Origin of the sequence: Streptomyces sp. NBC_00988, from assembly GCF_045162645.1 — a bacterium.
GTDB lineage: Bacteria > Actinomycetota > Actinomycetes > Streptomycetales > Streptomycetaceae > Streptomyces.
This window is the reverse complement of sequence record NZ_CP108730.1, coordinates 12,021,648-12,046,054: the sequence shown is the minus strand read 5'-3', so window position 1 is coordinate 12,046,054 and position 24,407 is coordinate 12,021,648. Positions and strand designations below refer to the sequence as shown.

Below are 24,407 nucleotides of genomic sequence, written 5' to 3'. Positions count from 1 at the left end.
TCTCACTTCACGAACACGGATGGATGCCGGCGGATCGGGCTCAGAAGGGGCGTCGCACCAGTTCCACGCCGATCAGCTCCACCCTGAGAGCCCCGTCGTGGTCGATGAGCGCCAGATCGCACCGCGCCCCGGTGTCGTGCACCTTCCGGGCCCGCACCACGCACCGCACGGTGTCCCGGACCGGGCCGCGCCGGTGCACCCGGCACTCCGCGACCGCCATCGGCAGTGAGGCGTCACCGAGGACGCTTTCGGCCCACAGCAGCGCGAGTTGCAGACCACCGTCGACAGCGGCCGGATCCAGGTGCCGGTTGTCGGCGCTCCAGCCGAGCCCGTGCAGGCCGGTCAGGGTCGCCTCCGCTCCGTCGTCGCAGACTCCGTGAACCGAACGGAGGGCCTGGAAACGCGGTCCGTGAAAGAGCACCCGGCCGTCGTAGATCTCGCCGCGCCGCAAGGAGACCAGCCCCTCCGGGGTGTCCCAGTCCGCCCCGCTCGGGGTGTCCGCCTCGAACCCCAGGGCCGCCCGGAAGTGCGGCCTGCCGTCCTCACCGAGCAGTTCGGCCTCCAGGTCCGACGGCGCGCCGACCATCGCGCGACGACCCTGGAGCGTAAGCCGGTGGCCTTCGGAGCCCAGTCGCGGCAGGACGACCTTGCTGAACACGCGGAGGTCGCGCAGCACTACGCCGCCGGCATGCGGCCGCCATGCCGTGGCGGCGCCGACGAACCAGTCCAGGACCATCGCGATCGGCAGTACCGGCACTCCGTCGATGGCGTGATCAGTGAGGTAGGGGTGAGTGCGTGAGTGGATCCGCACCTCGGCCTTTCCCGGCTCGGTGACGGCGGCCGTCGAACCTAGGCCGTCACCGGCTGCGACGACCACCCTGGCGCCCTCGGCCGGACCGCCCAGCTCTGCGGTGAAGGCGGCGGCGCCTTGCCGGGTGGGGATCAGAGCGACACCGGACCGGCCGAAGTGCTCGGCCAGCGCGGGGGTGACCATTCCTCCGTGCCACGGGCCCCACGCGATGGAACGCACCAGGCACCTGGGCCGCCGGACACGTTCGACCGAAGCCACCTGGTTGAGCACCTCGTTGGCCATCGCGTAGTCGCTCTGTCCGGCGTTGCCGAAGACCGCGGCCACCGAGGAGAACAGGATGACCGTTTCGAGCGGATCACCCGCGGTCGCCGCGAGCAGCGCGCGCAAGCCGCCGACCTTGGTGGCCAGGACCTGGTCGAACTGCTCGTCGGTCTTCTCGGCGATCAACTTGTCGGCCAGCACCCCCGCACCGTGCACGATCCCGGTGATCGGCCCCCACTCCCCGCGCGTCTCCTCCAGCGCCAGGGACAGCGCCCCGCTGTCCCGGACGTCCACCGGCAGGTACCGGACCGGGGACCCCGCGCCCTCCAGCGCGGCCAGCGTCGACCGGACCTCACGCGTCGCCAGAATCCTGCGGGCTTCCGCCGCGACCTCGGCGAGAGAGGTGCCGCTGGACCGTTCGGCGAGAACACGGGTGAGCGCTGCCTCGTCGGTGGCCGTCGCCAGCCCTGCGGGTTCTGCGGCCAGCTCGGTGCGGCCGAGCAGCACGATCCTGGGCCGGTGGGTCCTGGCAAGATCCAACAGCGCGACGGCCGTCACCCCGCGTGCCCCACCGGTGGCCACGATCACCGAGTTCGGTCCGATGTCCGCCGTCCGGCCGGGCTTCACCGGCTCCGGCACCCAACTCAGGGTGGTACGGGTTCCGTCAGCACGGAGTCCGACCTCCGTCGCCGGTCCGCCGCCCAGCAACTCCCCGACAATCGCCTCGGCGACGGCGTCGGCGCCGCGTCCGCCGCGCTCGCAGTCGATCGCCTTGACGGAGGCGGCGGGCCACTCCTCGGCCGCGGTCCTGGCCAGCGCGGCGATACCGCCGAGCCACGCACGGTCGGCCTGCCGGCCGTCGAGACCGAAGTCACCGCCGGTGTCCTGCACCGTCACGAACACCCCTCCCTCGGCGGCGAACCGCGACGCGGCCGAACGCGCCACCCGGAAGGCGTCCCGCTGGCGCTCCAACGCGTCGTCCGGCGAGTCGATCTCCGCCAGGCCACCGAGGTGTACGACCCCGTGGGCGTCAGTGGCGGGGCCGGTCACGACGGTGGCGTGGATACCGTGGTCGGTCAGTCTGCCGACGACCAGTTCGGCGATTCCTGACCCGTCCTGGATGACCGCGATCGGCCCCTCACCGAGACCGGCCATCGCGAAGCCGGGCGCGGGAGCGTTCAGCGTACGAACGGTGAGCCTGCTCAACACGGCCTGTTCGGCGGGTTCCTGGGGTGCGGCAGGGATCTCCGGGGCCGCCACGGCTGCCGGCACAGGACCGGCACCGGCACCGGCGGTGAACGCGTCGATGATCTCCCGCAGCGAGCGGAGCTTCCCCAACTCGGCCATGTCACCCCTCGGCCGATCACCCACCCGCTCACGCACAGTGGACAGGATTTCCACCCGCTTGATCGAGTCCACCCCCAGATGCGACTCCAGCTCCATATCCGCGTTCAGCATCTCGACCGGATAACCCGTCCGCTCCGCCACCACCGACAGCAACAACTCCTCGAACCCCACCGAGGGGGTGAAGGACGGCACAGGGGGCGCGGGGGCCGCGGGGATCGGAAGCACAACAGGCACCGCGGCAGGCATCGGAGCCTCTGGAGGCAATGCCACTTCGGGCAGTGTGGGCAGCACCGCCGGCACGGGTGATATGAGATCCGCGGGCGATATGAGATCTGCGGGAGCGGTCGCACCACCGCCGCTCTGCGCGCCCAGCATCGCGGCGAAGGTCGTCTCCGTCATTTTCAGGAACGCCATGTGGCTGTCGGTCAGCATGCGGTGGACGGCGGCGTGGGCTTCCGCCGTGTGCCGCTGCGCACTCTCGATCATGGCGAACCAGTTGGCATCCACAGTGGACGGCACGAAGGCGGCGGCCACTGGCCCCGAAGCCACAGCCGACACGGACGCGACGGGTCCAGGCGCAACGGACACAGGCGCGGCGGCGGTCATCGGCGCCGGAGCTTCCGCGACGGGGGTGGGCGGGTTGGGCACCGCCGGCTGCCGGGGCGGATTCGGTGCGGGCAGCGCGGCAGCCCCGCCCGCGGGCGGGTACGACTGGCCGTAGTTGGTTCCGTTGAGCTGGACGGTCATCTTGGGCTTGCTCTCCTTCGCCGCTGTCCCGGACGGCGCGTAGGGCGCCCACAGGTCGTCGTAGTCCAGTTGGACACCGCGCACGGCGAGTCGGCCGAGGGCGTCCTGCAAGGTGGTGATTCCGTTGCGTCCGGCATGGTCCAGGCTCACGGCCAGATGCTCCTGGTCGCCGAGGATCTGCCCGACGAGGCCCGTCAGTGTGGCGCCGGCGCCCACCTCGACGAACGTCCGCACCCCTGCGGCGTACATCGCCTCGATCTCGTCGCTGAACAGCACCGGCGAGGCCAGGTGATCGGCGATCCTGCGCCGGATCTCCGCGGGCGCCGAGGGGTAGGTCGAGGCGTCGGCATTGCCGTACACGTCGATCCGGGGCTCCTCGACCGCCAGCTCACGCAAGAACTCGAACAGCGGTTCGCTCGCGGAGGCGACGACAGGGGTGTGGAAAGCGGTCGCGGTGTTCAGCCTCCGGGTGTTGATGCCGTCGGCGGTGAGCCTCCGCTCGACGGCCTCGATCGCCGCGGTCGCGCCGGAGACCACCACCTGGCTCGGCGAGTTGTGGTTGGCCAGCCAGACATCCGGACCGCTGCCGGCGATGACAGCCTGGACCTCGGCACGGCTTGCCGTGACGGCAAGCATCGCCCCTGGTGTGGTGGCCGCTTCGCGCATCAGCTCACCACGCCTGTGCCCGAGGCCCACCAAGGACTCCGCGTCCAGGACGCCCGCGGCGTGCAGGGCCACCAGCTCCCCGAAGCTGTGGCCTGCCACGCAGTCCGGCTCCAGGCCGAGGCGGCGCACCACCTCCAGCAGCGCGAGGCTGTGCACCGCCAGCGCGGGCTGCGCGAGTTCGGCGCTGGTCAGCAACGCCTGCTGGGCGGCCCGTTCCTCGTCGCTGAAGGCCGGCGACGGAAAGACCACGCGGTGCAGCGGCCGATCACCGAACTCGGAGCTGCCCAACTGGTCCCAGACCGCCTGGGCAGCCGGCGACAGCATGGTGACATCGGCCCCCATACCGACGTACTGGGCTCCCTGCCCCGGGAAGAGGAAGGCGATCTTCCCGGCGGAGGCCGGACCGGCAGCGTAGTGGACGCCTGTCGGAGTGGTGAACGCCCTGTCGGGCCGCTGCCGGATCAGCGTGGCCGCCTGTGCGAGCTTCGCCGACAGGTCGTCGGTGTCGGAGGCGACGACGGCGAGCCGCACGGGATCGCCCGCTCCGAATCCCTCCTGGCTCTCCCGTGCGATCTCAGCCGGCGAACGGCCGCCGCTGACCTTCGGTTCCAGCAGTTCCAGCAGGGCGACGGGCGACGGACCGCTGAACAGCACCAACTCGGTGGGGGCGGTACGCGTGCGCCATGCCGTACGACCGCCGGACTCCCCCGACACCGACGGCGTGTACTCCTCCAGCGTGACGTGGAAGTTGCTGCCGCCGAAGCCGAAACTGGACACCGAGGCCCGGCGCGGATGCCCGGCGGAGCGTACCCAGGGACGAGTCCGGGTGTTCACGTAGAAGGGGCTGTCGCCGATCTCCAGCGCGGGATTGGGCCGGTCCACCTTGATCATCGGGGGCAGTGTCTTGTGGTGCAGGGCGAGTACGGCCTTGAGCAGTCCCGTCGCACCCGCCGCGCACTTGGTGTGACCGATCTGCGATTTGACCGAACCGATCGCGCACCACTGCCGGTCCTCACGCCCGGACTCGCCGTACACCTCGCGCAGTGCGGCGAACTCCGCGGCGTCCCCGGCGTGGGTTCCGGTGCCGTGCGCCTCCACCAGCTCGACGGTCCCCGGGTCGTAGCCCGCTTCCTCGTAGGTGCGCCGCAGGGCCCTGGCCTGTCCTTCGGGCAGCGGCGCGTAGATCGCCGTGCTCTTGCCGTCCGAGGAGGTGCCGATTCCCCGGATCACCGCGTAGATACGGTCGCCGTCGCGTTCCGCGTCGGCGAGCCGCTTCAGCGCGTACATGGCGATGCCCTCGCCGAGCATCGTGCCGTCGGCGGCGTCGGAGAAGGGCCGGCAGTCACCGCTGGGAGACAGCGCGGGCGTCTTGGAGAAGCACATGAACATGGCGATGTCGTTCGCCGTGTCGACGCCACCGCTGATGACCAGGTCGGATCGGCCGAGTGAAAGCTCGCTGACCGCGGTGGACAGGGCCGCGAAGGAGCTGGCGCACGCGGCGTCGGTGGTGTGGTTGGTGCCGTGGAGGTCGAACTTGTTCGCGATCCGCCCCGCGACGACATTGCCGAGCAGCCCGGGGAAGGTCGACTCGGTCCAGGGGGCGTAGTGGTCGGTGATGCTGTCGCAGACGGCCTGCGCCTCCGCTTCGGGTATGCCGTTCTCCCGCAGGGCCTTGAGCCACACCGGACGCTGGGTTCTCGCGCCCATGTGCTGCAGCAGTTCCAGCGAGGCCGCGCCCAGGATGACCCCGACCCGTTCACGGTCCGTCCCCGACAGTCCGCCGGTGTCGGCGAGGACCTGCTCGGCCACCATGAGCGCGAGCAACTGCGCGGTGTCCGTCGCCTGCAGCGTGTTCGGCGGGATGCCGAAGGCCAGCGGATCGAACCCGACCTCCGGCAGGAACGCTCCGCGTCGGGCGTAGGTCTTGTCCTGCACGGTGGGATCGGGGTCGTAGTAGTCCTCTGTCAGCCAGCGGCCGGCGGGGACGTCGGTGATCAGGTCCCTGCCCGCCACCACGGTGCGCCAGAACTCTCCGGCGTCCGGCGAACCGGGCAGCAGCGCGCCGATACCGACCACGGCGACGGGAACCTGCCTGGGGCGAGTGTGGGACATGGTCTCTCTTCCTGCTCTTCCTTGGCGGCCGAGGCGGTCAGGCGAGGCGGTACGGCGTGAACACGAACGCCGACGGCGGTACGGACACGCCATAGGTGCGGAGCTGGTGTGCGCGAGTGGTCACAGCGGCGCCTTCGAGCAGGTTGAGAGCGATCTGCACCACCGAGCGGTTCGCGGGTTCGGCCAGGAAACTGCTCGCGGTCCACCGGTTGAACGCGCCCATCGCCGGGCCGCACCAGATCTGGTAGTCGGTGCGCCGGGCGGTGTCCCCGGTGATGGCCCAGCGGCTGGAGTTGCCCAGGTACCAGCGGAACACCAGTGCCATACGGTGCTTGGGGTCGGCCTCCGCGCGGGCGATCTCCGCGGGGTCGCGCTGCTGCCAGAACTGCCGGGTCAGTGACCAGACCTCGTCGATCGGGGCCCGTAGTACATCCCGTTCGATCTTGGCGCGCAGCCGTACCGGGAGCTCCTCCAGCGACGGATACTCCCGGTACGCCTCGTAGAGTTGAGCCGCTCTCGGCGCGAACATGGTGCCGCGGCGCAGTACTTGGAGCTTGACGCCCAGCTCGAACATGTCGGCGGCAGGCGCCATGATCACATCGGCGACGTCCGCGTCGGCCAGCATCTCCTTGGCCTCCTCGGAGATGCCGGCTTCCACGGCGACCTGGTTCACCGACCCCGTCACGACGTACGCCGCCCCGAGCGCGAAGGCAGCGGCGATCCCGGCCGGGGTCCCCAGCCCACCGGCAGCGCCGATCCTGACCGCCCGCGTGTAACCGAAACGCCGGGTCAGTTCGTCACGGAGGAGAACGATTCTCGGCAGCAACGACCCCAGCGGCCGGTTGTCGGTATGCCCACCGCTGTCGGACTCGACGGTGATGTCCTCGGCCACCGGCACCCGCGCGGCCAGCTCGGCCTCCTCGGCACTGAGCTCCCCTCGTTCCACCAGCGCGCGCAACAGGTCCGGAGGGGCCGGCGAGAGGAACTTCGCGGCGACCTCGGGCCGTGACACTTTGGCGAACAGCCGCGTGCGCCGGACGATCCGGCCGTCCGGATCCCGGCTCAGCCCCGCAGCCGAGCACAACACCACAGCCGGGGTCAGTCCCATGAAAGCCGACGCCGATATACAGGGGACGCGGTGCCGCAGCAACAGCCTGGCGACGCGGTACTCCAGGTCGGGCTCGCTCGGCGAGTGAATCAGGTTCACCCCCCAGTTCGACCGACCGGCCAGCTCGGTGGCCAGCTCCTCGACAGCGCGCTCGGCCTCGGGAAGGCCAAGACCCCCCGCTCCGAAGAACCCGAGCATCTCGGCGCGAGCCATCGCCGTCACCATCCGCGTCGTCGCTATGCCGTTCGCCATCTCCCCCGCCACATAAGGGAATCGGACGCCGTGGGCCTCGCAGAAGGATCGTTCTCCCAGCCATTCGGGATAGAGCGGCGGCAGCGTTCCCACGACCTCGCCCGCGGGCCGGTGCCCCACCGCCAGGCCCAGCTCGCGGCCGGTGGAATCGGCGACGATGTGCAGCTGTTCCCGAATCCGCCGAACGCAGGTCGCGATGTCCTCAGCGGCGAAGGCGGGCGCAGATGTGACGACCGCGCCAGGACGGGCTACGACGGACACGGGCAAACTCCCTCAGGAAGTGTGTGTCTTGCGTGAACCGGAATGTGCTGCGGAAAGGCGGCCGGCAACGGGGATCTGTCACGGCCACCGGGGACTGGACTCCGTCGTCTGCTTCGAGCGCACGCCGGCCAGCAGGTAGTCCAGGTCCACCCGGATCCCGGACAACTCCGGCCCGAGCACCGTACGCACACGGGTGTCGTCAAAACGACGGCGGTGGCTCAGATACGGCGTGAATCCTGGGTAGAGGTCCGCCATGGCCTCCAGCGGGGACGGGTCGAGCAGCCTCTTCTCGACCAGTTCCACCCTGACGGGCACGAGCAGCTCCATCAACGCGGTGATGGTCGTGGTCTGCACGTCATGGTCATGGACGACGTGGTAGGTGTCGACCCGTCCGGAGGCCTTCACGTCCGCCAACTGCACCATGACCCTGGCGGCGTGTTCCACCGGCATCAGGTTCAGGTGCCCGTGAGGCCGACCGGGCAGCCGCATCACCGGCCGCTCCCTCTCCGGGACGAGCGCCTCCGCGAGACCGACCGTGCTCAGTGAGGCCCGCAGGATCTGATCGATGAACCGCAGCGGATGCTCCGGCAGCTCCGGGTGCGCCGGCAGGTCGGTGACCAGGATGCTCGGGCGCAGTACAAGGACCGGACGGCCATGCGCCGCTGACCATTCGTGCACCAGGACCTCGGCCTCGTACTTGGACCGCTCGTAACCATTCTCAAAACCGTGCGAGTCGTCCAACTCGTCCTCGTAGACCACCCCTTCGCGTCGCGCTCCGCCCACGAAGGCAGTTCCGATGTGGTTGACGATCGGTCTACGGCAGCCGGCGGCAGCCAGCTCCAGAACGTTCCGGGTGCCCTCGACGTTGACCCGGCGCAGCTGCGCGAGGTCGTCGTCCAGGTTGATGTTGCCCGCACTGTGCCAGACCACGTCCAGCTCGTCGGCCAGCCGCTCGAAATCAGCGGCGGAGAGGCCCATCCGCGGCTGTCCCAGATCGGTCTCCACCACACGGAGTCTCTTGGGCAGCTCGGCGATCAACTCGGGCGGAGTGTCGGTCAGTTCCAGGAATCGGGTGATGCGCCCGAGGGCGCTGTCGGATCCGGCATGCGCGAAGACGGTCAACGAGCGGTGCCGACCGAGCAGTTCACGAACAAGGCGTAACCCAAGGAACCCGGTGGCACCGGTGAGAGCGACGTCCACTGTCGGGTAGCTCCAAGCCTCAGAGGGACGGAGATCAGACCGTCGTCTTCGATGAAGCGGGGTGAACACGGCTCCCGCTGAGGTAGCCGCCTGGGCGCCAAGGGCCGCCCGCGGGTGCTTCGTTCCGAGTCTGTCACGTAGCGCCGTCGGTAGCTGAAAGGACGCCGAGAGAAGTCACGCTACCTGCGCCGGAGCAGACACAGCGACATCGGCGAACTCCAGGACGTCATACGCGAGTTGGGCACTCTCTCCGTCATCCGCCCGGCAGTTGAGGCGGCGCTCGCCTGATGGCCTACCCCACGCGTGACACCACCGCCGACCGCGTCCACCGCTTGGCCGCTGGGAATTCCTGAGCGAACTCCTCCCGCGCCGCCCCGGAATCCGTCCTGGGCGCGAAAGCGCAGATCAACCGGTCGACCGTGCCGCCGGTGGCCGACCTGCGCGCCTCCTGGGCGGAGTTCGCGGAGTCCGTCAACTGGCCGGGATTCCAGGCGCGCGTGCCGCAGCTCGGCAAGCTCATCGCCGAGATCGACATCGAGGAGATCGAGCGGAACCTGGGCGCCTACCTAGGCATCGCGAACCAGCAGGCATAGCCACCACCATCGCCGTGAAGCACGTACACGCCGCGCACCCGGACAAGGCCCTGCCCCGGATCCGATGCTCGCCACGCCCACCGCCGATCCCGCTGGATCATGTGGCGGAGCCCAAGTTATGGCGGGGGTTGGCAGTTGTCCGTTTGCCCACAGTGCCGCGAGCCGGAGTGCAACGTCACCCCAGCGGTCTCGCGTAGCTGGCCGCGTATCTCTTGGTGGACTCACCGACAGAGCCACGCGTAGACGGCTGCGCTGTCCTGGCCTCGATGTCGGTAGCGGATGCTGCCGCTGCTCCGCAAAAGTTGCCGCAGATCGTCTCGCGTGGCTCGTCGGTCAGTCCGGTGTCTCGGCCGAGTCGGCGGGCTGGGAGCCGTCGGCCGGCGCGGACCGCTCGATGTCGTCGTTGGTCGCGGCCCAGCTGGCCAGCAGGTTCAGGGCGTCCTGGGTGGGTGAGTGGGGCTCGGGGGTGTAGGTGAGGAGGAACTGGCTGGGGCCGTCGGGGAGCGGGAAGGTTTCGAAGGGCAGGTCGAGGTCGCCGACGACCGGGTGGTGGAGGAGTTTCACACCGGTGGTGTGCATCCGGACGTTGTGGGCGGCCCAGCGGCGGCGGAATTCCTCGCTGCGGGTGGACAGTTCCCCGATCAGGTCCGTCAGCCGCCGGTCGTAGAGGTCGCGGCCGGCCTCGGCGCGCAGCATGGCGACCGTGTCGTTGGCGACTTCGTCCCAGTGGCGGAAGAACTCGGTCGCGTGCGGGCTGAGGAAGACGAACCGGGCGTTGTTCGGCGGCCGTGCCGGGTCGGCGTAGACGGGGGAGAACAGGGCGCGCCCGAGGTGGTTGGCGCCCAGGATGTCCCCGCGTCCGCTGAGGATGAACGCGGGTGTGCCGGCCATCGAGTCGAGGACGCGCTGCACCGCGGGCCGCACCCGCTGCTGGGCCGGGCGGCGGCGCGGCGGACGGGTCGTGCCGGCGCCGCGCAGGAGGTCGAGCAGGTGGATGCGTTCGGCCTCGTCGAGTTGGAGTGCTTGCGCGATGCCGTCGATGACGCTCTCGGAGACGCCGGTGGCGTTGCCGCGCTCCAGCCGGATGTAGTACTCGCTGGAGATGCCCGCGAGGAGGGCGACCTCCTCGCGGCGCAGCCCGGTGACCCGTCGGCGCTCTCCGCCGTACAGGGGCAGTCCGGCCTGTTCGGGGGTGACCCTGGCCCGTCGCGTGCCGAGGAATTCCCGGATCTCCGCGCGGAAATCATCCCGGATGTCGCGGTTGGTGCCTTGTGGGTCGTTTCTGCCTGCCATGCGTTTCACTCTACGAGTGCTTCCGCCGGGCTGGGGGTCCCTATCAGTGACCCCCTCAAGAGGGACTCCCACACGCGCGTGACAAGCGGTTCTCTTGGTGGTGCACCGCCCACGGCGGTGTGAACCGTCCGGACGGACGGCGCTTGTGCCGCCAGTCCCAGCCCCCTCTGCAGCGCTGTCGACGCTGCACGCATCACGAACCTCCCCAGCACACAGCGGGTGCCGGATCACGGCGCCTGAAAGGACCCCCCATGAGCAAGGTCATTCTCGTCACCGGTGCCGGACGCGGTCTGGGCACGGACATCGCCCGCGAGTCCCTCGCCGCAGGCCACCAGGTCGTCGCCACCGGCCGCCGCCCCGAAGAGGTCGAGAAGACCCTCGGCGGGCCGCAGGACAACCTGCTGGTCACCAAGCTCGACGTCACCAGCCCGGAGGACGCCGAGGCCGCCGCGCAGGCAGCCGTCGACCGCTTCGGCCGCATCGACGTCCTGATCAACAACGCCGGGAACCTCTTCACCGGCTACTTCGAGGAGATCTCGCCCGCGCAGATGCGCCGGCAGTTCGAGACCAACCTCTTCGGCCCGATGAACGTCACCCGCGCCGTCCTGCCGATCCTGCGCAAGCAGCGTGCCGGCCACGTCATCACCATCACCTCGACCGCCGGGCTGGTCGGCATGGAGTTCACCTCCGCCTACGCCGCCTCCAAGTTCGCGGAAGAGGGCTGGATGGAGTCCCTGCGCTACGACGTCGAGCCGTACAACATCCACACCACGATCGTGGAGCCCGGCTACTTCCGCACCGAACTCCTCGTGGACGGCTCCACCAACTGGCCCGAGCTGTCCATCGACGACTACGCCCCGCGCACCGCCACGAGGATCGAGGGCATGAAGACCATGAACGGTCGGCAGCCCGGCGACCCCGCCAAGCTCGCCCGCGCCCTGCTCACCATCGCCGGCCAGGACAAGCCGCTGCCACGTTTCGTCGCCGGCGCGGACGCCATCGAGGCCGCCGAGGCCAAGGCGAAGGAACTCCTCGCCCAGGCTGAGGCATCCCGCGAATTGGGCGACAGCCTGGCCTACGACGACGCCCACGCCTGAACACCATGTCCCGCACCCGGCCGGGACGGAGGACCGCTGCCGGGCGCGTTTTCGACAGCACGGAGAGAGCCACCATGCCCCTCAAAGGCGAGTACGAGCCGAGCAAGGCGCAGTTTGTACGTGACCAAGTGGAGCCGTACGAGAGTTCCGGCGGTCCGCAGGGAACGACGCTGACTGCCCTGGTCGCACGAGAAGAGGACGAGAGGCTCCGGGACCTGCCGGTCGTCATCCTGACCACCCTGGGCGCGAAGAGCGGCAAGATCCGCAAGACCCCGGTCATGCGGGTGGAGCACGACGGCTCCTACGCCGTCATCGCCTCCATGGCAGGAGCCCCCAAGCACCCGGTCTGGTACCACAACGCGGTGGCCGACCCCCCGGGTCGAGCTACAGGACGGCCCGGCGCGCCAGGACATGCTGGCCCGCGAGGTGACCGAGGAGGAGAAGGCCGTGTGGTGGGCCCGAGCCGTCGAGGCGTTCCCCGACTACGCGGAGTACCAGAAGAACACGGACCGCGAGATCCCCGTCCTCGTTCTGGAGCCGGCGGCCCACGAGCACTGACTCGGCGCAGCCGGTTCAACCCCGCGGATCTCCCCCGCCGCCTGGCCCTGGCAACACCAGCGCCGGTCCTCACCTGACAGCGGCCGGCTCGCCCCCCATGGTCGGCCAGGCGCGCCCGGCTGCCTGGACGAAGCACATCACGGACGACCGCGGCATCGCTGTCCTCGGCAGCTTGACCTGCGACTACACCCGCTCCTGAGCACCGTGCCCCGGCCGAGGCCGGAAGCCGCCGGGTGCACCTAGGGCGCTGAGCCGCCACCGGGCAACGACGCCCGCGTCAGCGCCGCGCGAACCACCCAAGCACGGCCCACCAACTGGTGGCGCACCCCCTCATGACCACCGACCGTCCTGACGGCCGTCACGACAAGGAGTACCTGATGAAGCACGTGTCACTGGGCGGGCTCGATGTCTCCCGCATTGGCCTGGGAGCCATGACCATGGCCGGCACCTACACCACGGGCGGAGGACTCGACGACGCCCAGTCGATCCGCACCATCCACCGGGCGCTGGACCTCGGGGTCACCCACATCGACACCGCCGAGATCTACGGCCCCTTCCACAGCGAGGAAATCGTCGGCAAGGCCATCAAGGGCCGCCGCGACGACGTCGTCGTGGCGACGAAGTTCGGCCTCATCTCCCACGCCGGCAGCGGCCCCGGCGTCATCGACAGCAGCGCCGGCAACGTGAAGGCCGCGGTCGAAGGCTCGCTCCTGCGGCTCGGCACCGACCACATCGACCTCTACTACCAGCACCGCGTCGACCCGAACACCCCCGTCGAGGAGACCATCGGCGCGCTGGCCGAGCTGGTCGCCGAGGGCAAGGTGCGCCACATCGGCCTCTCCGAGGCCGGTCCCGAGACGATCCGCCGGGCACACGCCGTGCATCCGGTGGCCGCGCTGCAGACCGAATATTCGTTGTGGACCCGCGACGTCGAGGCCGAAATCCTCCCGCTGCTGCGCGAGTTGGGCATCGGGTTCGTTCCCTACTCGCCGCTCGGCCACGGCCTGCTGACCGGGCAGATCCGCACCGTCGACGACTTCACCGACGACGACTGGCGCAAGACCAACCCGCGTTTCACCGGCGAGAACTTCCAGCGCAACCTGCGCATCGTCGACGAAGTGCAGGCCATCGGCGCCGAGATCGGCGCCACCCCGGCCCAGACCGCGCTGGCATGGCTGCTGACCCGCGGCGACGACATCGCCCCCATCCCCGGAACCCGCCGGGTTACGCGCGTCGAGGAGAACACCGCCGCCGACGCCGTCGAACTCAGCGCCGTACAGCTCGACCGCCTCAACAACCTCACACCGGCCGCGGGCGAACGCCACGACGAGGTCAACATGGCCAGCATCGACCGGTGATCTGACGCCCTGACGACTTGCTGACCCTTCGCACCTGACCGACCCGCATCCGTTCACCCATTTCACTGATCACTGAAAAGGTTCCTCATCATGTCCAAAGTTCTCCTTGTCGTAGGTCACCCCGACCTGTCCCAGTCGAAGGCCAACGCGGCGCTCGTGGATGCCGTCAGCGACCTGGCCCATGTCACCGTGCACGACCTCTACGCCGCCTACCCCGACTTCCAGATCGACGTCGCCGCCGAACAGGCACTGCTCGCCGAACACGACGTGATCGTCTTCCAGCACCCGGTGTTCTGGTACAACACCACCCCGCTCTTCAAGCAGTGGCAGGACAAGGTCTTCACCCTCGGCTGGGCCTTCACCATGGACGGCTCCGCCTCGCGGCTGGCCGGCAAGAAGGCCGTCGTCGCCGTCACCACCGGCGTCCCCGCCGACCACTACACCCCCGAAGGCGCCAACCAGGCCACCATCGAGACCCTCCTCAGCAACTGGCACGCCACCCTGCGGCTGTGCCAGTTCGACATCCAGCCGATGGTCAAGCTCTACGGCACCGCCTTCGGCCTCTCCGACGAGGACCTGGCCACCGCCGCCAAGCAGTACAACGAACTGCTCGCCTCCTTCGCCGCCTGACCGCACTCTCACAACGACAGCCCGCCCCTCGCCAATCGCGACGCAGCGGTGCTGTGCCCCAGCGGTCTCCGGTCGCTCTTCGCCGTATCGGCGCCAGGCGACCAGAGATCTGTATCGGCGGCGACCGCGTCGTGAAACAGCGACCGCTCGTCGCCGAGCGCCGCCGGCTCGGTGGAGCCGGCTGGAGCACCGGACGTGACTACTTGCCATCGACCCACGACCATCGTATGGTCGTACGAACGTAAGGCATACGAACGTAAGGCAATCCAAGGGAGTCCGTGATGGCGACAACTCGGCCGGTGGCGCTCGTGACAGGTGCCTCATCGGGGATCGGCAAGGAGACGGCCCGCGCCTTCGTCGCGGCAGGTTTCGAGGTGATCGGAACCGGCCGCAAGACCTCCGGACTCACCCCGCCCGCCGGGGTGACATACCTCGATCTCGACGTGGCCGACGACGACTCGGCCACCGCCGTGGTCGGAAAGGTGATCGACCGGTTCGGACGCATCGACGTCCTGGTCAACAACGCGGGCATCGGCTCGGCGGGCGCGGTCGAGGAGAATTCCGTCGCCCAGGCCCAGAACGTCCTGAACGTCGACGTCCTCGGTGTCATCCGTATGACGAAGGCCGTCCTGCCGCACATGCGCGCCCGTGGTGGCGGCCGCGTCATCAACATCTCGTCCGTCCTGGGCCTGATCCCCCAGCCCTACATGGCGCTCTACGCCGCCGCGAAACACGCCGTCGAGGGCTACTCCGAGTCCCTGGACCACGAAGTCCGCGAACACGGCATCCGCGTCCTCCTCGTCGAACCCGCCTATACCAAGACCAGCTTCGACACCAACGCCGCACAGCCCGACACCCCGCTGCCTCTGTACGCGGAGCGACGGCGCGTCTTCGACGAGGTGATCGCGGATGCGATGAAGGCCGGCGACGACCCCGCCGTCGTAGCCAAAGTGATCGTCACCGCGGCCACCGACAAGAAGCCGAAGCTGCGCTACACCGCGGGCCCCCTCGCCGCGCGCATGAGGGCGCTGCGCCGCTTCGCCCCCGCCGGCACCTTCGACAAAGGCATCCGCAAATTCAACCGGATGCCCGCCTGACATCCCGGTCCGGCTTCAGGGGCGCCCATTCCGCCTGGATGTCTCTGGCGTACCCGCGTACCCGACATCACTGGTGTCTCCGAAGGTCCATTGATCAGTCACGCGTTGATTTGCCGAGGAGAGTCATGCAGCAACAAACGGCCCGGCGCAGTGCATCGGGCGCAGGACGTTTCCTGAAGAGGAACGTCGGCATCGCGCTGGCGGTGACCGCGACGGCGGCCGCCCTGGCGTCGGCGCCGTCCGCGTCAGCGTCAGCGTCAGCGTGGACGGGACACTCGCACCGCGGACCCCTTGTCACCGACGTACGGACCGTGGCGAAGTTCGACTTCGCCGTCGGCGAGATCCCCGAGAACATCACCGTCGACCCCGACGGCTCGGTGGCCCTGTCCCTGCTCGGCAGTTGCGCGGTGTGCGAGCGCACTCATGGGCCGGAGTTGATGCGTATCTCCGCGTCCGGACAGCGCACGGTGCTCGCCACCGGGCAGGTGGGTGAGGCGATCAGCGGCAACACCCGTGGCAGGGACGGCACCGTCTACTACAGCGTGTGGGCCCCGGGCAACGCGGCCAGGAACGGCGTGTACAAGCTGCTTGCGGACGGTGCCCCGCAGCGCATCGCCGCCCTGCCCGCCGACGCGGGCCCCAACGGGCTGGCCGTCGACCCGGCCGGACGCACCCTCTACATCGCCGACAGCCTCAAGGGCATCATCTGGTCCGTCCCGGCCGCGGGCGGACCGGCGACCCCCTGGCTGACCGACGCCGCTCTCGCGCCGGTACCGACTGAAGCCCTGCCGATCGGTGCCAACGGACTCAGGTTCCACAACGGTGCCCTGTGGATCAGCAACTTCAACATGGGAACACTGCTGCGGGTACCGGTCACCCCCGCCGGCACGGCCGGTCCCATCCACCTCGTCACGGGCGGCCTGCCCAACATCGACGACCTCGGCTTCCTCACCCCCCGCTCTGACGTGGTGTTCGCGGCGCAGAACGGCTCCTCCTCGCAGAACGGTCCGGACAGGGTCGTGGTGATCTACCCGGACGGCACCTACAAGCCCGTCCTGACCAGCGCGGACGGTCTCGCCTCGCCCTCCGCGACCGCGGTCCGCGGCGACCGGCTGTACATCACCGACGGCGGGGTCCCCGAGCCCCACGACCCGAAACTCCAGACAGCGAGGATCAACTTCGCTGCTCTCCTTGCCCACGCGGCACACTGACTCGACCAGGGATGTATCCGGAGCGCAAGCCCCGGCTGCGATGGAGGAACGCCTCGTGCGGTACACGAAGGAACACAAGCAGGAGACAAGGCAGCGGATCGTCGAGACGGCCGGTCGCCGGCTCAAGCGGGACGGCATCGACGGCTCCGGAGTCGCCACGCTCATGAAGGACGCGGGGCTGACCAACGGCACCTTTTACGCCTACTTCGCGTCCAAGGACGAACTCGTCGCCACCGCGGTCGCCGACCAGATGCGCGCACAGCACGAGAGCATCGTCGCGCAGGCGGCGCCCGGCCGTGCCGGACTCGAACAGTTGATTCGCTGGTACTTCTCCCCCGAGCAGCGCGACAACGTCGAGTACGGTTGCCCCAACGCCGCCCTGCTCGACGAGATCGGACGCTCCACGGATCCCACCAGGCAGGCGTACACCGACGGCGCGCTGGTCCTCATCGACGGCTTCGCCGCCCGCCTGGCACCCCATGATCCGCCGTCGGCACGTCTGAAGTCACTCAGCCTCCTCGGCATGATGGCCGGGACGCTTCAGCTCTCCCGCGCCCTGACCGACCGGCAACTCGCCGACCAACTCCTCGAACAGGGCATCCACAACGCCCTCGCACTACTGGATGCCGAGCAGCACGACTGAGACGCCATCCGCGTATCGATCACGGGGCCGGCCCGGTCGAACAGGGTTCGGTGGTCCCTCCATAACCGCATCCGCTTCGCCGTCGCGGTCGCCACCGCTCCGACAGACGAGATCGGCGTCGACCGCACCGGATTCCGGGTCCCTCCCGGAAACCCGTCCAACGACATCGCGGAGACCAAACACCCACGAGCTGCATCCGGCACTCGGGCGAGCCCCCACCCCGCCTACCTCCACATCGGCCACGGCCGCGACCAACTCCTGCACACCCTCAGCAAGTTGTGGCCGAACACCTTGGTTCTCAACGGGGCCGACACCGACATCGCCACCCGCGCGAAGGACATCGAAGACGGCCTGGCCGACATCGTCAACGTCGGCGTGATGGCCCTCGCCAACCCCGACCTGGTCGAGCGCGTACGCACCGGCGCGCCCCTGAGCACCCCCGGCCCCGCCACCTTCTACGACTGCGGCGAGGCCGCCACCGACCACCCCGCCCACACCGCCTGACAAACCCCGGTGATACCGGTCCTCGCGGGCCTGTATGCCCAAATTGCCCCATGGAGGTACCACATGTCTGAGCAGACTGACGTTGAACTGAGCCCCGAAGCATTCCAGTTCGCGGAATGGTTGGCCACAGGGGCGAATCCCCCGTCCGAGCTGGACGCGGCGCGCATCCAGGCGGAGCAGGTCCATCTCGCGGCCCGTGAGCCGGAAGGGGTCACCTATCGGGAGGTGGACGCGGGTGGCGTGCCGGGAATCTGGTGCGAACCCGTCGACGCCAACGCCGACTACGTCCTCCTGCACTCTCACGCCGGGGGCTCCGTGCTGGCGTCAGCACACGTCGACCGAAAGCTCGCCGGCCATATCGCCAAGGCTGCCGGGGCCCCCATACTGGTCCTGGACTTCCGGCGGGCACCGGAACACAAGTACCCGGCTCAGGTGGACGACGCGGAGGCGGCCTTCAACTGGCTGCTCTCCGAAGGGTACGAGCCGGGAAACATCATCACGATCGGCCACTCGATCGGCGGGTTCATCGCGGTCGCCCTGGCGCTTCGCCTCCGCGACAAGAAGCAGCCGCTGCCCGGCGCCGTCGTGTCGATCTCGCCATGGTGCGACCTCGAGATCGCCAACGAGACCATCACGGCCAACGCCGAGACGGACAAGATCCTCAGCAAGGGTCTGCTGGAGTTCTTCCGTGACGCCTGGATCGGCGGCACGGGCATCGAGTTCACGGACACCCGGATCAATCTGAACCGGGCGGACTTGAGCGGTCTCCCCCCGACCCTCGTCTCCTGGGGAACGTACGAGGTCCTGGCCGGCGAGGACGAGGAGTTCGCCGCCCGCGTCAAGGACGCCGGAATCGACACGGCGACCGTGGTGGTCCCCGGAGGCCAGCACTCCTACGTCTACGGTGCCGGCCGGATTCCGGAGACCGACGCAGCCATCGCGCAGATCGGTGCGTGGGTCCGGGAGAAGACGAAGATCTGACTGAGCGGTACCGACTCGGCTGGCGCAAGCTCCGCTACGGCGAAACCGTGAGAAACGGCCTCGACAACACCCTGGACGCCTTCCTCGCGTTGATGCGGGGCGAGAACGTCGGATACGTCGGAAAGATGATCGTCAACATCTGAGTCCGCCTCGACTGACCGCGCGAGGGGCCTGCCGTACGCACGGCAGGCCCTTCGCGTTTTGCTTGCGGCACGACCGGTGCGCAGTATGCGCCAGTGGGGAACACGCCGGAGCTACTACGGCCTTCACCTTCGTGATCAACAACACGGGGTCGCCCCATGGCCGACCGGTGCGCAGCCGAACTGGACGACATCCGCCTGGAGATGAACCCCCACCTCTTCGGCGCCCTTTCGGTGGTCCGGAGCTTCGCGCCTCGGCGGCAGGGCGACCGTCAATGATCTGCCGACCGTAATATTATGCTCGTCAGGCCATCGATTAGGATGGAGTGCGTCGCAATGGCCCCGCGAAGCGAATGGAGGAACCCTGTGGCGCGCTACGCCAAGGAGCACAAGCAGGTGACGCGGCAACGGATCATCGAGACGGCCGGCCATCGGTTCAAGCAGGACGGCATCGACGGTTCGGGCATCTCCACGCTGATGTCGGACGCCGGGCTCACCAACGGGGCCTTCTACGCCCACTTCGCGTCCAAGGACGACCTCGTCGCCCAAGTCGTGGCCGAGGAACTGCGCGCACAGGCCGCGAGGTACAGCACTCTGCGGCCCGGTCGCCCGGGACTTGAGGACTTCGTTCGCGAATACCTGTCGCCCGAGCACCGGGACCACCCCGGCCTCGGATGCCCCTCCGCCGCCCTGCTCGACGAGATCGGCCGTTGCGGAGACGGGACCAAGCAGGCCTACACCGACGGCGCGCGGAACATCGTGGAGGAGATCGCCGCCCGCCTGACACCCGAGGATCCGCAGTCCGCTCGCGGCAAGGCCATCGGGCTCTTCACCATGTTGGTGGGGTCGTTGCAACTGTCCCGCGCCCTCTCCGACCGCGAGTTCGCCGATGAGGTCCTTGAGCGGGGAATCGAGAACGCCCTCGCCTTCATGCGCTGAGGGGGACGGCCCACGGCCGCCCAAGAGTCGCCGGAAGTCTTCTCCCGGCTTGCCTCGCGCCGACCAGCGGGGAGGCAGATATGGCCGACGGCAGCGACTCCAGGGCATGGGGGTCGTCCGATGCGAAGGACACCGTCAGCAGAACCGCGATCGTCACGGGTGGCGGCCACCAGGACACCGGCCTGGTCATCGCGCACCGTCGCGAGCGCGCCCAGGCCGAACTCTCGGCTCGGCGGGAGGAACGCAACCGCTCACACCGCAAAGCCCGTTCCCGCGCCCAGCACGCCTTCGCCTGGCTGGACGTCTGGAAGATCACCAAACTGCCGCCCACCTCAATGACGGGGCGTCCATCACGCCAAGCACGACATCGCCGGGCGACCGGCAAGGACTCAGCCCGCAATTCCGATCAGGTGATTCGAGCCGCTCGCCCAAAGTGCGCCACGGCTCTGAGGCGGCGTCCTCGGCTCAACTGACGACCATGCTTCGCGCCTACTACCGTTCGAGGAACGCGAGAGCCGTCTCCACGAACTCCCGGTGGAACTGGAAGATGCCGCCATGGCCGGCGTCGGGGTAGATCACCAACTCGCCGTTCGGCAGTCGCCGCGCCAGATCGGCCGAGTTCTTCGACGGAACCATCCTGTCGCTCTCACCGTTTACGACGAGCACCGGCTGGTGGATGACGGAGAGATCCTGGGGCCGCTCCAGCCCCCAGCGGTGAATGGCTTTGAGCTGGGCGCCGTACGACGTGAGGGAGATCGCCTTGTCCCGGTCGTGGGTGCGCTCCTTCAGGCGGGCCAGGAACTCCTTCCCGGCCCGGCGCCCGTTGGCAGTGCGGGTGAAGAAGAGGAACTGCTTCGGGTCCTGAAGGGTGAGCAGTCCTCGGACGGTGTCGAGATGGGACAACCGGGTCACGTTCTTGATGCCCTCGCCGCCTGCGGGACCGGTACCCGTGAGGATCAGCTTGCGGACGAGGTCCGGGTCGGTCTGCACGATCACCTGAGCGATCATGCCGCCCATCGAGAAACCGTGGAGATCGACGTACTCGAGCCCGAGCGCCCGGATGAACGTGACGGCATCCTTCGCCATCGCCTCGATGGTGCGCGGCGTCGAACCGGTGGAAGCGCCGACTCCCCTGTTGTCGAACGCGATGACCCTGCGCCGGGCGGCGATGCCGTCGACGACCCGGGGGTCCCAGTTGTCGAGGACCGCGGCGAGGTGGGTGAGAAAGACCACCGGGACGCCGGACTGGGGACCGAGCTCGCGGTAGGCGAAGGTCACTCCCCCGGCGGTGAGGGTGCGGTTCGGTGCGTTCTGGTACGACGTCACCACGTCGCCTCGTACTTCTTGTGAGTCATTCACGGTCGTGCCCTTCGGCGTGGGGGTTCCTGCGAGCGCGTGCAGACCCCTCTCTCACGGAAGGGCGCGTAGAGCAGTCACCCGCGTCTCCCGACTGCGGCTGCAGTCTGCGGAGTCGACGGTCAAAGACGGTGGATGTCGGACCCTGAGTGGTCCAGCCCCGCAGCATCGCGTCGATAATTAAAGTATGACCGTACTTCTATTTGCCTGCAAGTCGGCGCACTCAGCGAGATGACGTCATGTTCGGATCTCGATCCGCATCAGGACGCCCAGCGCTTACGTCATGACGGCCGGGGCGCTACAACCCTCCCGCACCCCTGTCGGCGGGCATCTCTCTGACGACCTCCTTGAGCAGGGCATCCGCAACGCCGTCGCACCGCCAGGCGCCTAGCGTGAGCATGCCAGGACCCCGAATCGACGTACCCGCGGGACGCGCTGGCCCGCACTGCGAGGCACCCGCTTACGCCCGGGCGGCGCACCAACTGACTCCATGCCGCATCAACTCCTCGCCACAAGACGAGCGCCTCCGCGAGGCTTCGAGGGCGACAACTCGCCGACGGCCGAACCTCGCCGATCAGTCCCGCGTCCACCGCGAGTGCGGCATCCCCATCAGGAGCGGGTCCACTTGCGGGCCGCCGGTCGACCATTTAGAATTACGAGCATAATTTAATTGGCAGGGTGTCGCCGGAGGGTCCTGCCAACGGAGGTAAACGTCGGACGCCACGCCCGGCGCGCCCCATGCGTAATCGTCACCCAGGGCGCTCGACCCTTCACCAATAAACGAAGTTCGGGATGAACAGCACCACCGTCCGCTTGCGGGCGAGATGAGGAGCCGACGATGAGGGCCTTCACGGTAGAGCGCTACGGCGACAAGGCCGGCGTGCGTGTCGGCAACGTGCCGGACCCGGAGGTGGGCGCGGACGACGTGCTGGTCCGGATCCACGCCGCGAGCATCAACCCGCTCGACCGCATGATCCGGGACGGGGAGATGAAGGCGATCCTGCCGTACAAGGTCCCGTTCGTCCTGGGCAACGACCTGGCCGGGGTTGTGGTCGAAGTGGGTGCGGCCGTTACGCGGTTCGCGGTGGGCGACGAGGTCTTCGCGCGGCCCGACAAGGGCCGGATCGGCACGTTCGCCGAACTCATTGCGGTGCACCAGGACGACGTGGCGATCAAGCCGGCCACGCTGACCATGGAGGAGGCGGCGTCCCTTCCTCTGGTCGCCCTGACCTCGTGGCAGGTGCTGGTCGAGCGGGCGCACATCCAGCCGGGCCAGAAGGTCCTCATCCACGCGGGTTCCGGCGGCCTGGGCACCATCGCCATCCAGCTGGCGAAGGAACTGGGTGCGCACGTGGCGACCACCACGAGCACGGCCAACGTCGAGCTGGTGGAGCGTCTGGGCGCGGACGTCGTCGTCGACTACAAGACGCAGGCGTTCGAGACGGTGCTGCACGACTACGACGTCGTCCTGGACTCGCTCGGCGGCGAGACGCTGAAGAAGTCCCTGGACGTACTCAAGCCCGGCGGGAAGGTCATCAGTGTCGCGGGCCCGCCCGACGCCGCTTTCGCCAGGGAGCTGGGAGCGAATCCGATCGTCCGGCTGGTGATGTCCGCGCTGAGTCTCCGGATCCGGCGAAGTGCCCGCCGCCGCAACGTGACGTACTCGTTCCTGTTCATGAAGGCCAGCGGGGACCAGCTGCGCGAGCTCACCCATCTCATCGAGGCCGGCAGGATCCGACCCGTCGTCGACACGGTGTTCCCGTTCGAGTCGGCCCGAGAAGCGCTGGAGTACGTCGAAGCAGGGCGTGCGAAGGCCGGCAAGGTCGTCGTCAAGATGACGTGAGGCAACGGTACTGCCGACCGATCAAGGTCCTCCACGAGCGTCGGAACGACGCCGTCTGCGGCAACGAGAAGTGCCCTGAGCGGAACAGCCGCCACGCGTGCCAGGCCCGTTTGCGGCAGGCGGGAGAGCAGTACAACGCCGAGACCAGGCGGGCATCCCCGTCATCGAAAAAACGCTGGCCAACGCTGGCCAGAACAGCGTCGGCGACGCCCACCAGCTCGAACACCTCGTCGCACGCGCCTCGCCAACTGCGCCTTCCGCGCCCAACGGCGCAAGTCCCTGATCATCCCCGTCATCACCGACGCCCGACCGGGCCGTCACCTCAGCAGCGCCCGGCTCCCACCCCGGGGCGGAGTATGTTTCGATCCGCAACAGCACCGTGCCTCCCCGCACGTCAGAAAGGTGAACGGATGGGCCTGCGCTTCGAGGAGATCGACTGGCAACAGACACCCATCGGCGAGATCAGTCTGCGTCGGCGCCGCCACCCGGTCTCGGGGGACGACGTGTACGAGGTGAAGCTCGGCGACGAGTTCCTGATGTCCAGCCTCTTCACCACCGGCGAGATCGCGCTCACGGAACTCGCGCTGGCCGAACTGCCGGACACCGAGCTGGACGTAGCCGTCGGCGGACTCGGACTCGGCTACACCGCCCAGGCCGTCCTGGACGATCCACGGGTGCGGACACTGATGGTGATCGATGCGCTCGCCGAAGTCATCGACTGGCATCAGCGGGGCTTGGTGCCCCTCGGTGCAGCGCTGTCCTCTGACGCCCGCTGCCGCCTGCTGCACGGAGACTTCTTCGCACTGGCCGCCGGTCCGTGCGGTCTCGACCCCAGGGAGCCGGGCCGCCGCTTCCACGCCATCCTGCTGGACGTCGACCACTCGCCGCGCCATGTGCTCCATCCACGCCACGCGGCGCTCTACCAGCCCGCCGGGCTCCGCGCACTCGCCGGTCACCTCCACCCCGGCGGGGTGTTCGCCTTGTGGTCGAACGACCCGCCCGACGCGCAGTTCACCTCCGCGCTCACCGAGGTCTTCGCACAAACAGCGGCCCATGTCGTCGCCTTCGACAACCCACTACAGGGCGGTACCTCGACCAACACCGTCTACCTGGCCGGCAAAGCACCGGACAGTCCCTGAAGAGCGGCTGTCCGCGCTGCGGGGCGTCGATCGACACCGAGTGGTGGGCCGACCTGCGCGAAGCCCACAGCGACGACGGCTGCGCCACCCTCGCCGTGGTGGTCCCCTGCTGCGGAGCCTCAACCTCTCTGGAGGCTCTGCACTACGACTGACCTGTGCGGCTTCGCCCGATTCGAAATCGCCATCTGGAACCCCGAGCATGCCTTGTCCGGCGACGAGGAACTGACCACCGCCGGGGACACACTCGCACATCCGGTGCA

General features: G+C 68.8%; 18 protein-coding genes and 1 pseudogene. 14 read left to right on the top strand and 5 right to left on the bottom strand.

The genetic code is table 11. From position 1 onward, the window contains the following. Positions 1-40: 40 nt before the first annotated feature. The 3 genes from OG496_RS54160 to OG496_RS54150 all read right to left on the bottom strand — a co-directional run bounded on the left by OG496_RS54160 (position 41) and on the right by OG496_RS54150 (position 8,765). Complete coding sequence (locus tag OG496_RS54160; protein WP_405976353.1) at positions 41-5,944, bottom strand: SDR family oxidoreductase; 5,904 nt, start codon at positions 5,942-5,944, stop codon at positions 41-43. Positions 5,945-5,981: 37 nt separating this feature from the next. Continuing rightward, a complete protein-coding gene (locus OG496_RS54155) occupies positions 5,982-7,565 on the bottom strand; it encodes a PfaD family polyunsaturated fatty acid/polyketide biosynthesis protein (protein ID WP_405976352.1) in 1,584 nt (527 codons plus the stop codon). 78 nt (positions 7,566-7,643) lie between these two features. Continuing rightward, positions 7,644-8,765: an SDR family oxidoreductase gene (locus OG496_RS54150; RefSeq protein WP_405976351.1), complete on the bottom strand. Its 1,122-nt coding sequence runs from the start codon at positions 8,763-8,765 to the stop codon at positions 7,644-7,646. Between the two features lie 428 nt (positions 8,766-9,193). Between OG496_RS54150 and OG496_RS54145 the strand changes: the two genes are divergently transcribed. Next, entirely contained in the window at positions 9,194-9,358 is a 165-nt protein-coding gene (locus tag OG496_RS54145) for a hypothetical protein (RefSeq protein ID WP_405976350.1), read from the top strand. 333 nt (positions 9,359-9,691) lie between these two features. Here OG496_RS54145 and OG496_RS54140 read toward each other — a convergent pair whose 3' ends face one another. Next, on the bottom strand, positions 9,692-10,651 hold the full coding sequence (locus OG496_RS54140; protein ID WP_405976349.1) for a helix-turn-helix domain-containing protein: 960 nt from the start codon (positions 10,649-10,651) through the stop codon (positions 9,692-9,694). 251 nt (positions 10,652-10,902) lie between these two features. On the opposite strand from OG496_RS54140, the gene OG496_RS54135 reads away from it, so the two are divergent. From OG496_RS54135 to OG496_RS54085, 11 genes and pseudogenes are all read left to right on the top strand, one after another. Beyond that, positions 10,903-11,748 (top strand): SDR family oxidoreductase, encoded by an 846-nt coding sequence (locus OG496_RS54135; RefSeq protein ID WP_405976348.1) that lies wholly within the window; start codon positions 10,903-10,905, stop codon positions 11,746-11,748. A gap of 74 nt (positions 11,749-11,822) precedes the next feature. Further along, positions 11,823-12,306: pseudogene (locus OG496_RS54130) on the top strand (nitroreductase family deazaflavin-dependent oxidoreductase). A 377-nt stretch (positions 12,307-12,683) separates the two neighbouring features. Then, a complete protein-coding gene (locus OG496_RS54125; protein ID WP_405976347.1) occupies positions 12,684-13,664 on the top strand; it encodes an aldo/keto reductase in 981 nt (326 codons plus the stop codon). 90 nt (positions 13,665-13,754) lie between these two features. Further along, positions 13,755-14,294 (top strand): NAD(P)H-dependent oxidoreductase, encoded by a 540-nt coding sequence (locus OG496_RS54120; protein ID WP_405976346.1) that lies wholly within the window; start codon positions 13,755-13,757, stop codon positions 14,292-14,294. A gap of 281 nt (positions 14,295-14,575) precedes the next feature. Further along, entirely contained in the window at positions 14,576-15,391 is an 816-nt protein-coding gene (locus tag OG496_RS54115) for an oxidoreductase (RefSeq protein ID WP_405976345.1), read from the top strand. Between the two features lie 125 nt (positions 15,392-15,516). Next, positions 15,517-16,602 (top strand): SMP-30/gluconolactonase/LRE family protein, encoded by a 1,086-nt coding sequence (locus tag OG496_RS54110; RefSeq protein ID WP_405976344.1) that lies wholly within the window; start codon positions 15,517-15,519, stop codon positions 16,600-16,602. Between the two features lie 40 nt (positions 16,603-16,642). Then, positions 16,643-17,245, top strand: a complete 603-nt coding sequence (locus OG496_RS54105) for a TetR/AcrR family transcriptional regulator (RefSeq protein WP_405976343.1) — start codon at positions 16,643-16,645, stop codon at positions 17,243-17,245. A gap of 276 nt (positions 17,246-17,521) precedes the next feature. Next, entirely contained in the window at positions 17,522-17,749 is a 228-nt protein-coding gene (locus OG496_RS54100) for a hypothetical protein (protein ID WP_399398738.1), read from the top strand. Between the two features lie 63 nt (positions 17,750-17,812). Further along, complete coding sequence (locus OG496_RS54095; RefSeq protein ID WP_405976342.1) at positions 17,813-18,730, top strand: alpha/beta hydrolase; 918 nt, start codon at positions 17,813-17,815, stop codon at positions 18,728-18,730. Positions 18,731-19,236: 506 nt separating this feature from the next. Continuing rightward, the gene (locus OG496_RS54090) at positions 19,237-19,809 is read left to right on the top strand and encodes a TetR/AcrR family transcriptional regulator (protein ID WP_399398741.1); all 573 of its coding nucleotides are present in this window, start codon (positions 19,237-19,239) and stop codon (positions 19,807-19,809) included. An 80-nt stretch (positions 19,810-19,889) separates the two neighbouring features. After that, positions 19,890-20,282 carry a hypothetical protein gene (locus tag OG496_RS54085; protein WP_405976341.1) on the top strand — a complete coding sequence of 131 codons (393 nt, stop codon included), beginning with the start codon at positions 19,890-19,892 and terminating at the stop codon, positions 20,280-20,282. Between the two features lie 19 nt (positions 20,283-20,301). On the opposite strand, the gene OG496_RS54080 is transcribed toward OG496_RS54085, so the two are convergent. Beyond that, a complete protein-coding gene (locus tag OG496_RS54080; RefSeq protein ID WP_405976340.1) occupies positions 20,302-21,168 on the bottom strand; it encodes an alpha/beta fold hydrolase in 867 nt (288 codons plus the stop codon). Between the two features lie 835 nt (positions 21,169-22,003). On the opposite strand from OG496_RS54080, the gene OG496_RS54075 reads away from it, so the two are divergent. Further along, the gene (locus OG496_RS54075; RefSeq protein ID WP_405976339.1) at positions 22,004-23,008 is read left to right on the top strand and encodes an NADP-dependent oxidoreductase; all 1,005 of its coding nucleotides are present in this window, start codon (positions 22,004-22,006) and stop codon (positions 23,006-23,008) included. A gap of 410 nt (positions 23,009-23,418) precedes the next feature. Continuing rightward, on the top strand, positions 23,419-24,147 hold the full coding sequence (locus OG496_RS54070; protein ID WP_405976338.1) for a spermidine synthase: 729 nt from the start codon (positions 23,419-23,421) through the stop codon (positions 24,145-24,147). Positions 24,148-24,407 lie beyond the last annotated feature (260 nt).